This window comes from Curtobacterium sp. MCBA15_016 (assembly GCF_001865105.1).
In the GTDB taxonomy this organism is placed as follows: Bacteria; Actinomycetota; Actinomycetes; order Actinomycetales; family Microbacteriaceae; genus Curtobacterium.
In genome coordinates this window covers 1,064-1,616 of record NZ_MJGR01000046.1, presented here as the reverse complement: position 1 = coordinate 1,616, position 553 = coordinate 1,064, and the positions used below count along the sequence as shown (strand labels likewise).

The 553-nt window shown below is 70.2% G+C and carries 1 protein-coding gene and 1 pseudogene; both read left to right on the top strand.

Annotated elements, in window-relative coordinates; all coding sequences use genetic code 11:
• Positions 1-331, top strand: a 331-nt coding sequence (locus BIV03_RS16710) for an enolase C-terminal domain-like protein (RefSeq protein ID WP_302847777.1), incomplete at its 5' end; no start/stop codon positions are given.
• A gap of 17 nt (positions 332-348) precedes the next feature.
• Positions 349-553: pseudogene (locus tag BIV03_RS19885) on the top strand (transposase); the annotation flags it as partial.

The window sequence follows — 553 nt, the reverse complement described above, 5'->3', positions numbered from 1 at the left end:
CCCGCTGAAGAAGACGATGGACTACGCCGCGATGTACCAGATCAAGTCCGGGTTCCACGGGCCGACCGACATCTCGCCGGTGGGCCTCGCGGCGCAGATGCACCTCGGGCTGGCGATCCACAACTTCGGCATCCAGGAGTACATGCAGCACGGCCCGAAGACGAACCAGGTGTTCCGGCAGACCTTCACCTTCACCGACGGGTACCTGCACCCCGGCGACGAGCCGGGCCTCGGGGTCTCGCTCGACGTCGACGAAGCCGGCAAGTACCCCTACGAGCAGGCGTACCTGCCCTTCAACCGCCTCGCCGACGGCACCGTCCACGACTGGTAGCGGGCAAGCTGGGCCGCATGGGGTTCGCGGACGTGGCGAGGGAACTGCTCCTCGTCGCGCCCGCGGACTTCGTCGCCGAGCGGACCGCGCGTCAGCGGGCGGTCCGGAAGGACGACCGTGCGCTCGCGACGGCGATCGGCGGCCTCCGGAAGCCCGCGCCCGCCGCGTGGGTCATCGACCTGCTGGCGCACGAGGGTGCACTGGACGAGGCCGTCGACCTCG